The following is a 10,000-nucleotide window of genomic DNA, read 5'->3' on the forward strand; positions in this document are numbered from 1 at the left end:
GCAGGTACTTTAACTGAAGAAGATTTATTCACAGTAAACAGAGCCTTAGGTAACTAACACTCTGTTTAGCTCAGCTCGTCTGAAGCCGCCTTTGTGGTTTCAGATGAGCCTGTTCCTACCAGTTAGCACTTTTTTCCCCGTTTTTTTTCGTTACAATAGCCGCACTTTTTTTGCCCGAGGATCTGCTGTGGTTCATGTTCCACGTTTTACTATTGGTTTTTTGCATCCCAAACACTGGCCTTTATGGTGTGGTTTAGGCCTGATGTGGATCCTGCTGTGGTTGCCCTACCCTGTATTAATGAAAATGGGAGAAGGCGTCGGCTGGTTGCTGATGAAGGCAATGAAATCCAGGGTAAAAGTGACTCGCCGCAATCTGGAACTGTGCTTCCCCGATATGCCGGAAGCCGAACGTGAAGCCCTGGTAAAACAGAATTTTAAAGAGACAGGTAAAGCGGCTTTTGAAACCTTTATTGGCTGGTGGTGGCCGGACTGGCGTGCCCGTCCTTTATGTCAGTTCACCGGCAAAGAGCATATCCAGCAAATCTTAGATCAGGGCAAAGGGGTGTTATTGCTCAGCGGTCACTTTTTATCACTGGAAATGATAGCCCGTACTTTTGGTTTTCATTGCCCTGCTGTTGGGTTTTACCGCCCAAATGACAATGAAATTATGGAGTATTTCCAGTATCACGGCCGTGTGCGCTCAAACCGCTACCTGATAGGCAAACGTGATGTCCGCACTATGATTAACGCTTTAAACGAAAAAGAAGTCTGCTTTTATCTGCCGGACCAGGACTATGGTCGCAATAAAGCTGAATTTGTGCCGTTTTTTGCCGTAAAAGAAACAGCCACCACCACCGGGACTTTGTTATTTGCCGGCAGTGCCAATTGCGAAACTGTGCCTATCCATTGTTACCGTTTGCCCGGTTATCAAGGCTATAGAGTAGATGCGTTGCCAGCTTTCGAAAACTTTCCAAGTGGCGATAACAAAGCTGATGTAACCCGCGTCAATCAATGGCTGGAACAAGGTATTCTGGCACATCCAGAACAATATATGTGGTTGCACCGCCGCTTTAAAACCCGGCCAAATCCAGAAGATCCGAGTCTGTATTAAAAAGCGCTTTTGCAGCTTTGGCATAAGAACTGAAGTTGCAGCACGGCGCCAAGGCAAGCTATGATGCATTGACGCTGACCAGGGATAAAAGCTATGTGGTTTTGGATCAAGCATTTATTGCTTGCAGCATTATTATTTATACTCGCTGCTATTGTGATGTTTAAACCGGAATTGCTGTATTTCAAGCCGGAAAAGTTGTCTGAGAAAAGTTCAGACGCGGTGAAAGGTTTTAGTAACTTCTACAGCAATATCCGCAGTTCCTTTACGAACAAAGAAGATGAGTCCGCTGACTTTGTCATTGAATTAACTGAAGATCACAGCAATCTGGTTTCATTGTTAAGGGACAGAGCCAACCGTATGGTGGCTTTACCTGAAAACTGGAAAGGTAAGGAAACCGACAGACGTTTTCGAGTTGGTGATACGCTAAAAACTGTACTGACCATGCAAGGCCGCAAAGAAGGGGTTGAGCTGTTCTGGGTTTTGTCAAAAGACTACAAAGTAAAACACTACTTTCAAACTGACTTCAGTTACATCAGCGCTATTCAGGAAGCGTCACAGGCTATCTCTTCCGACTTTGAACAACCAGTGCAAGCTTACTTCTGCAATGTATCCAGAGCAGTGGTGCTGACGGATAAAATCATTCCGTTCCTACAACAAAACTGCATCAACATTAACGCACCACGCCGCAGAGTCAATGGTTAAAGCCCAGAGGTGCAGCCTGTCAGCCGAACAGCTGCTCCCAGACTTTACGTACTTGCTCCATAGCCTGTTCTAACTGCTGAGCAGTTTCGGTAGCAGGATCCAGAGTTTGCCTGTGACTGACACCTCTCAACTGCTGGTAGGCTTGTTGCAATGCCTGTGTTTGCTCGGGTTTTAATAATGCAGTCGCTGCGGCTGCATCCAGAATACGAATATTGTCGCTGTAGAAATACAAATCCGCATACTGGTGACCATAACCCAAGACCAAATACTGACTAATAAATTCCAGATCCACTATGCCGCCTGACGCATGTTTCACTTCCGTCGACTGCTCACCATGATGCTGCCTTAATTTTTGCCTCATGTCAGTCACTTCAGCCTTCAGCACTGCTAAGTCTCTGGGCTTAGCCAAAATTTCACTGCGGATTTGATTAAAGCGCTGAGCTATTTTGTCATCCCCATAGACCAGGCGACTGCGCACCAAAGCCTGATGTTCCCAGGTCCAGGCTTCTTTCTCCAGATAATCAGCATAGGTATCAATATGCACAGCCAATAAGCCTGCATTACCCGCCGGACGCAAACGGGTGTCTATATCGTACAAAACGCCACTTGGTGTTCTGGTAGTAAACATATGCACTATGCGCTGCACTAACTTGATGTAAAACTGACGGGAATCAATGGCTTTGTCGCCCTGAGTCGGCGCCAGGTTATCGCATTGATGGACAAAAACCAGATCCAAATCTGAACCATAGCCTAGCTCCAGTCCGCCCAGTTTTCCGTAGGCCAGCACGGCAAAAGCTTTGGCATCCTCGGCTTGTAAACCTGCAGGTAAACCGTACTTTTCCGCCATTTGTTGCCAAGCCAATTCCACTACAGCCGCGATAATAGCTTCAGCTAAAAAGGTCAGATGGTCGCTGACTTTCATCAAAGGTAAAATGCCCGTGATATCCGCTGCGGCAATGCGCAGTTGTTGTGCTTGCTTAAACTGGCGCAACACTTCCATTTGTAACTCTAAATCGTCCGTAGGCACCCGGAGCATCACCTGACGTAACTTATCCCTGTAGTCTGTTGAATCAGGCACCTGATACAACTGGGACGGATCAATTAACTCGTCCAGCAACAAGGGGTAACGTGCCAGATGTTCAGCCAGCCAGCCACTTTTATGACATAACATCACCAGTTGCTGCAGTGCAGGCGGGTTTTCTGACAACAACTCAAGATAAGCGGTACGGCTGACGATTTGCCGGAAAACCCCCAGCACCCGCTGCAATACCAAAGCCGAACCTTGTTGTTTCGCCAGTTGATGCAATAATACCGGAATAAGTCTTTCTAACAGCTCCCGCCCCCTTGGGCCTACACTGCGTTTTTGGCAATCTTGCTTAAACTGCTTTAAATGCTCCAGCAGTTGCACTGCTTCATCAACTGCTAACCAGTCCAGATGCTCAGCTAAATCCTGAGACGACAATTCGCTATCCCAGCATAAACGGCCTAACACCATTTCTTCCGGCTCAGGATTATCACCTTGATCAATAACCAGCTTAAAATGCTGATGAATGCGGCCCATGGCCTGCTCTGTGGTGTCAGTCAGTTGTTGCCAGTTACTGAAACCTAAACCCAGCACCAGACGTTGCCGGCTTAACTCGTCGGAAGGTAAGGTTTGAGTTTGTTGATCGTCCACCCCCTGTAGCAACTGCTCAACTTTACGCAACCACAAATAATCCAGTTTAAGTTGTTGATGTTGCTCCGGTTCCAACAACTGCTGACTTTGCAAAGCGTCCAAGGCTTTAAAAATAGACACTTGTTGTAACTCTGGCATACGGCCACCTCGGATCAGCTGCAGAGTTTGCACCACAAACTCCACTTCGCGGATACCACCGGCGCCGAGCTTAATATTGTCCACTCTGTTACGGCGGCGGTTTTCCTGCTCTATGAGCTGTTTCATCCGCCGCAGCGATTCCAGCGCTGAGTAGTCGATGTAACGGCGGTAGACAAAAGGTTTCAGCAGTTGATTCAGCTCCACTGCATGCACAGGATCCGGGTTCAGGATACGGGCTTTGAGCATGGCGTAGCGCTCCCACTCTCTGCCTTGCGCCTGATAATAATCTTCCATAGCGGCAAAACTCAGTACCAACGGCCCTGAATCACCAAAAGGGCGTAAACGCATATCGACTCTAAACACAAAGCCGTCGGCCGTAACCTGATGCAAAGCGGAAATAAGTTTCTGGCCTAATTTGGTAAAAAACTGCTGATTTTCAACAGCTCTGCGGCCACCACTGGTTTCGCCGTTATGCGGATAGGTAAAAATCAGGTCGATGTCGGATGAAAAGTTCAGCTCACCGCCCCCCAGTTTTCCCATACCCAAAATCAGCAAAGGCATAGCATTGCCATTTTGATCCAAAGGCTGGCCCCACTGACTGGCCACATCCTGATAGGCCCACTGATAGGCGCTGTTAATCAGATTGTCAGCCATACCCGAAATATCCAGCAGGCACTGCTCTGTCGATTTCACAGCGAGAATATCGGCCGCCAGAATTTGGGCAAGCTGTGCATTACGGCAACGGCGCAAGGCTTTAAATACTGCGGCTTCGCTATGATCGGTAAGATCAGACAACGGGTTCTGATGTATTAAAGTTTTAGCCAACAGCTCTTTATTCAGCAACTGCGTAACAAGCTCTGGTTGCTGTTGCATCACCCTGCCTAAAAATGGGCTGACCGCCAACAAAAGTTTGAGATCCTGCTGCTGTTCAGCGCTAAAATCCGGCCGCATCAAGGTCGGCAGGACAAGCTCAACTTCATGTTGTAACTCAGACGGCAATACAGCGGCTAAGCGGGCGGACAATTGGCTCATCAGTACCTCAGGCAGAAATCAAAGATTCAGAACAATTTAACAGCGCACAGTTATAAGCTGCACTGCTGAAAAAATTCAAGGCCTGCGTGGTTTCAGGCAGAGTCAAACTAGCGAAGTCGGTTGAGACGACAGCCAAAGCGTTCAGGCACTCTGTGATGACGTGCCATGACGCAGGATCCTGACTGCGTAAAAAGTAGCTTTCGTGGTATTGCAGAGATTTTAACAAGGCTGCTGTGCTGCTGTGATCCGCCGGCATAAAAACCAAAGGCTGGTTCTGCACCAGGCGGTATCCCCGCTCAGCTTTAGACTGCCAACCCAGGCGCAGCGGCAACAGCTTAACCAGTTGACGTGATAACTCAAACAAAGCGTTGACATCGCCTTGTTGTAACTCCAGCTCCAGTTCAGCTATGGCTTCCCTTTGCTCGCCTGATATCACTTCGCCCTGGTCCAACACCGCTTCGACTGTACTGCCATCTGCTAAAGTTAACAACCAACTTTGCCGGACAAAGTCGGTGCGAAACAGCTGTTTCACCTGACGTTGTAGCTGCACCAAATCAGTCCCGTGCGGCCATATCTCTGCCGGAAAAGCACTGAGCTCGGGCCAAACCGAAGCACAAGCCAGATTGTATTCTGGCCGAAGATGCAAACCACCATGTTGCTGCCCTGCCAGTTTTATGGTTTGTTCAAACTGTCCCTTCTTCAGGCGGGTACGAAGCCCGGCATCATGGCGGCGAAACCACAAATCGTCCGTTTCATAGTACGCATTGAGTAGCTGCACGCTTTCATGTTTTTGTACAGCCTTTGCCAGTTGCCGCCAGACTAAATCCAGGGCCGGCACCGGGCTTTGAATAAGTAAAAATTTAAGTTCTGCTTCCATCGCCATAGCGGCTTATTTCCTGTTCTGCAAGAAGAAGTTGTCAATTGATGACCATCTAGCCTATGATCGGCTCAATTCTTTATTTTGACCAGATGTTGGTCGGTTTTTTTAGGATTTTTATGTTGATCACTTCAAGACCATGGCAAGCAGGCATGCTTCTGGCCACAGTGTTGCTGAGCACCAGCGTCACTGCACAACAAGAAACTACAGGCACACCGGTCAGCCCACAAAATGCATACATCAGCGATAAGCTGATTACTTACATTTACAACGGCCCGGGCCGTGATTTTAAAATCATTGGCAGCATAGCTGCGGGCGAAGAAATTAAACTTGTGGCAGAAGACAGCACTTCGACCTACTGGCAACTGACCGACAGTAAAGGCCGCACCGGCTGGATTTTAAAACAGTACGTCAGTTTAACTCCGGTCTTTGGTGGTGAAGCCGATCAACTGCAACAGCAATTACAACAACAGCAGAGTTTAGTCAGCCAGTTGCAACAAGAAAAAGAGCAGTTACAACAACAACTCAATGAAACAGACGCCGCAGTGCAACAAGCCGAAAAAGCCACAGCGACTGCGCAGCAAACTATTGCTCTGCTGACTCAACAACTGCAGGAAAAGCCATCCGCCTTCTGGCAAGACAAAATGGTATTAGGTTCAATCTTAGGCTTCGCCGGTCTGTTGTTAGGCTTGCTGGTCCCGGCATTAATTCCATCACGCCGCCGCAAAGAACGCTGGATGTGATTGAAGGCTATTAGCCTTACCTTCTGAAATACCCTATTTATTGAATAAAAATCAGGTGCTGAGTTGGCTTTAAAGGCTCAGTATCTGGTTTGATTCCATGTGCTTTTGTGACTGTTGCCGACATTGACTTTAGTGAAATGTATTGCAATAGATGTAGAGCAGCATTAGCTTGAAATGATTAAAAAACACAAAAGCCAATAACTGATGGAAATTACAAATACAGTCAAAGAGTTAATTTCTCAATTGAGTCAAGACTTAAGCATCATGGAAGTTTGGCTAATCGGTTCACGTGCTTCAGATAGTGCCCATGTTGCATCAGACTGGGATCTTCTTGTTTTCTCAACAATCGAACCACGAGTCACAGCATCAAGAATCGATGGAGTTGATATCATATGGAAAGGGCCATCTGGGAATGTTTTACTTGAAGGGCAACCAATTTCCCATCAGTTCAAATTTTCAGACTTCAATTGGCTTGTAACTTCTGAAAATCAAGCAACATATCTCGGAAAAAAATTTAACGATGTACCCGACGGTATTCGCGACGCATCTATACCTTTGCAATCTAAAATTAAAGGCAAGGCGATTTGCCTTTGGCGGCGCTAGTAAACTGGGTCTACAACAAGTTGCTAGTGAGAGTCCGGAGCATTAGGGCCAGATTTTGCGGAGTGTTTCATTCCCAAGCGTCGCTTTCTAAAATCAATACAAAAGTCACACCAACTACTGGCACCAATCCCCCATTGGGGCGAGGTTCCGGTACTTCGCTGAGCTCAGTACGTCCATTCGGCGGCAAGCCAAACTGTTGGCTTACCGAAAGCCCGAATGAACCCAGAAAAATTGGGTGGCCAAGGTTTTAAGGCTGGGAGTGTTTGAGTGGGGAGTCGGTAGCGACGAGCGAGTTGCCCAGCCGCCTTGGACGCACGATTTTGGGCCGGGCTTTATAATCACTCCGTTCGTACCCCTTCGGGGCCAGCTAAAGCTGTTCAACGCAAGCGTTGTCGCTGCGACCTGGGGTCGCCTTTTATGAATTACATCCATGTAATTCGCCCTCCGGGCCAGCCTTCGGCTGTTAGAAAGTGCTTCCTGCACTTTCTTGCTTTGGATACTTTCTTTTGGCGAAGCAAAAGAAAGTATCTCGCCAGCGGCGAAAGCTTTAAAGCAAAAAATGTAGCAATCAAAAACAGTTACAACTACAAAGCGACGAAGTTATTCCGCCTTCCCCTCCGGCGCCGCAGCCAACTTAAGCGGCAAACCCGCATCCTGCTTTACCTGCTCTATCACCACATAAGTATGAGTCTGCAGCACGCCAGGCAAATCCACAATCAAGCCCAATACGCCGCGATACGCCTCCATACTGGATAAGCGTAGTTTCAGCAGATAATCAAAACCTCCGGCCACCATATGGCATTCCGCCACTTGGGGTATTTTCACCACCGCATCGCGAAACTGATCAAAGACTGCACCTGTGGTTCTGTCCAGCGTCACCTGAATAAAAGCGGCAGTACCAAAACCCAGTTTACTGGCGTTTAAACGGGCGCCATAACCTTCAATAAAACCGTCCTGCTCCAGCTTGCGCACCCTGTCTATGCAAGGGCTTGGGCTTAAGTTGACCTTTTTTGCCAGTTCGACATTAGAAATACGTCCATCTTTTTGTAGCGTGTCTAGAATTGTCATGTCGATACGGTCTGGTAACCGGCCTTTGGCGCTTTGAGTCATGGCAGTATTTTTTCGGGTTTTAGGGTTAATAAACCAAATTATATAAGGTTACCTTGAAAAAGAAACCACCAAATAGGGCTGCGCTTTCACTAAAATGCAGCATAATTTTTTTCAATTCACTGGATTAAAACCCTATGTTATTCCAAGGCCAACTGACTACAAGTCACGCTATTCGTCAAACCATGCGCGATCATTACCGCGCTGATGAAGATCAGGTACTCAACCACTTATTGCCTATTGCTGATATTGGCCCTGCGGCGCGCAGCCGTGCCTGGGAAAAAGCCCGTCAGTTGGTCGTGAATATCCGTGAAGCTCAGGTTGGTAAAGGCGGTGTAGACGCCCTGCTGAACGAGTTTTCGTTGTCGACCGAAGAAGGTTTAGTACTGATGTGTTTAGCCGAAGCCTTATTGCGCGTGCCGGACAAGCATACAGCTGACCTTTTGATCCGCGACAAGTTATCCAACGGTGACTGGAGTTCGCATTTAGGCAACAGTGACTCTTTATTTGTAAATATCTCGGCCTGGGGTTTATTGCTGACCGGCAAACTGGTGAATTACAGCGACGATCAGAAAAAAGCTCAGTTTGGTTTATTAAAACGCACCTGTGGCCGTATGGGCGAGCCAGTGATCCGTCAGGCTGTGCGTTATGCCATGCAAATTATGGGTACCCAGTTTGTGATGGGCACCAGCATTGAAAAAGCGGTAGAACGTGCAGTAGAGCTGGAAAGCAAAGGTTTTACTTATTCGTACGATATGCTGGGTGAAGGCGCCCGCACTATGGACGACGCCAACCGTTATTTCGACAGCTACATGATGGCCATTAAAGTCATAGGCACTGCAGCGAAAAAACGTGGCCCGTTAAAAAGCCCTGGCATTTCCGTGAAGTTATCTGCTATTCACCCACGTTACGAATTCACCCATCGCGACCGTGTGATCAACGAATTAGTACCGCGCTTAAAACAACTGGCTGTTGCTGCCAAAGCCTATGACATCAGTTTTACTGTCGATGCAGAAGAAGCTGACCGTTTAGATTTATCCCTGGATATTATCGAAGCTGTATTCTCCGATCCGGAATTAAACGGCTGGGAAGGTTTTGGTTTAGCAGTGCAGGCTTACTCCAAACGTGGTTTGTTTGTGATTGAATGGCTGCGCGAGCTGACAGTAAAAGTCGGCCGTAAAATGATGGTACGTCTGGTCAAAGGCGCCTACTGGGATACGGAAGTTAAAATCAGCCAGACCGAAGGTTTAAGCGACTTCCCGGTATTTAGCCGCAAGCCGTCGACTGACGTGTCTTATCAGGCTTGTGCCAAAAAGATGCTGGAATACCGCGACAGCATTTACCCTATGTTCGCTACCCACAACGCTTACACAGTGGCCACCATTTTAGAAATGGCGCCGGATCGCACTGGCTATGAGTTCCAGCGTTTACACGGTATGGGTGATGCGTTGTACGATCAGGTGGTTGCCGATGACAAAGTCCCTTGCCGTATTTACGCCCCTGTGGGTGAACACTCAGACTTACTGGCCTATTTAGTCCGTCGTTTATTAGAAAACGGTGCCAACAGCTCTTTTGTGAACAACATTGTTGATGAAACTATTCCGGTGGAATCTTTACTCAAAGACCCGGTCGAAACAGTGCGGGCCTGGAGCAAAAAGCGTAATAACTCTATTCCGTTACCCCACCAGCTGTACGGAGCAGAGCGCCTGAACTCTAAAGGTCAGGACTTTACCGATATCGACCAAATCACTGCGATGCGCGAAGCTATGGACACATGGCTCGCTTCGGTTAGCCAGATTGAAGTACCAGCAGGTGCTGTTGCTGTGACTAACCCGGCCAACACCAAAGAAGTGATAGGTTTCCATTATCATAACAACAGTGCTCAGATGGAACAGACGGTAACCAAGGCTGAAGCTGCATTCCCGGCCTGGTCTGCAACAGCTGTGACTGAACGCGCAGCGCTTTTAAATAAACTGGCGGATCAACTGGAATTACACCGCGACGAATTACTG

The 10,000-nt window shown here is 47.8% G+C and carries 8 protein-coding genes; 5 read left to right on the forward strand and 3 right to left on the reverse strand.

The annotated features are described in order from the left end of the window. Positions 1–187: 187 nt before the first annotated feature. The gene (gene lpxL / locus LDL40_RS04325; RefSeq protein ID WP_300993917.1) at positions 188–1,111 is read left to right on the forward strand and encodes an LpxL/LpxP family Kdo(2)-lipid IV(A) lauroyl/palmitoleoyl acyltransferase; all 924 of its coding nucleotides are present in this window, start codon (positions 188–190) and stop codon (positions 1,109–1,111) included. Positions 1,112–1,204: 93 nt separating this feature from the next. Beyond that, positions 1,205–1,813: a TcpQ domain-containing protein gene (locus LDL40_RS04330; protein WP_300993918.1), complete on the forward strand. Its 609-nt coding sequence runs from the start codon at positions 1,205–1,207 to the stop codon at positions 1,811–1,813. A gap of 19 nt (positions 1,814–1,832) precedes the next feature. On the opposite strand, the gene glnE is transcribed toward LDL40_RS04330, so the two are convergent. After that, complete coding sequence (glnE, locus tag LDL40_RS04335; RefSeq protein ID WP_300993920.1) at positions 1,833–4,658, reverse strand: bifunctional [glutamate--ammonia ligase]-adenylyl-L-tyrosine phosphorylase/[glutamate--ammonia-ligase] adenylyltransferase; 2,826 nt, start codon at positions 4,656–4,658, stop codon at positions 1,833–1,835. Between the two features lie 7 nt (positions 4,659–4,665). Beyond that, positions 4,666–5,541 carry an inorganic triphosphatase gene (locus LDL40_RS04340; RefSeq protein ID WP_300993922.1) on the reverse strand — a complete coding sequence of 292 codons (876 nt, stop codon included), beginning with the start codon at positions 5,539–5,541 and terminating at the stop codon, positions 4,666–4,668. 113 nt (positions 5,542–5,654) lie between these two features. Here LDL40_RS04340 and LDL40_RS04345 point away from each other — a divergent pair, with 113 nt between their 5' ends. Next, positions 5,655–6,278: a TIGR04211 family SH3 domain-containing protein gene (locus LDL40_RS04345; RefSeq protein ID WP_300993924.1), complete on the forward strand. Its 624-nt coding sequence runs from the start codon at positions 5,655–5,657 to the stop codon at positions 6,276–6,278. Between the two features lie 204 nt (positions 6,279–6,482). Continuing rightward, positions 6,483–6,881 carry a nucleotidyltransferase domain-containing protein gene (locus LDL40_RS04350; RefSeq protein ID WP_300993926.1) on the forward strand — a complete coding sequence of 133 codons (399 nt, stop codon included), beginning with the start codon at positions 6,483–6,485 and terminating at the stop codon, positions 6,879–6,881. 600 nt (positions 6,882–7,481) lie between these two features. On the opposite strand, the gene LDL40_RS04355 is transcribed toward LDL40_RS04350, so the two are convergent. Continuing rightward, positions 7,482–7,991 (reverse strand): winged helix-turn-helix transcriptional regulator, encoded by a 510-nt coding sequence (locus LDL40_RS04355; protein WP_300993927.1) that lies wholly within the window; start codon positions 7,989–7,991, stop codon positions 7,482–7,484. A gap of 134 nt (positions 7,992–8,125) precedes the next feature. On the opposite strand from LDL40_RS04355, the gene putA reads away from it, so the two are divergent. After that, positions 8,126–10,000, forward strand: a 1,875-nt coding sequence (gene putA, locus LDL40_RS04360; protein WP_300993928.1) for a bifunctional proline dehydrogenase/L-glutamate gamma-semialdehyde dehydrogenase PutA, incomplete at its 3' end; no start/stop codon positions are given.

The sequence above is a fragment of the Rheinheimera sp. genome (genome assembly GCF_020217005.1).
GTDB lineage: Bacteria > Pseudomonadota > Gammaproteobacteria > Enterobacterales > Alteromonadaceae > Pararheinheimera.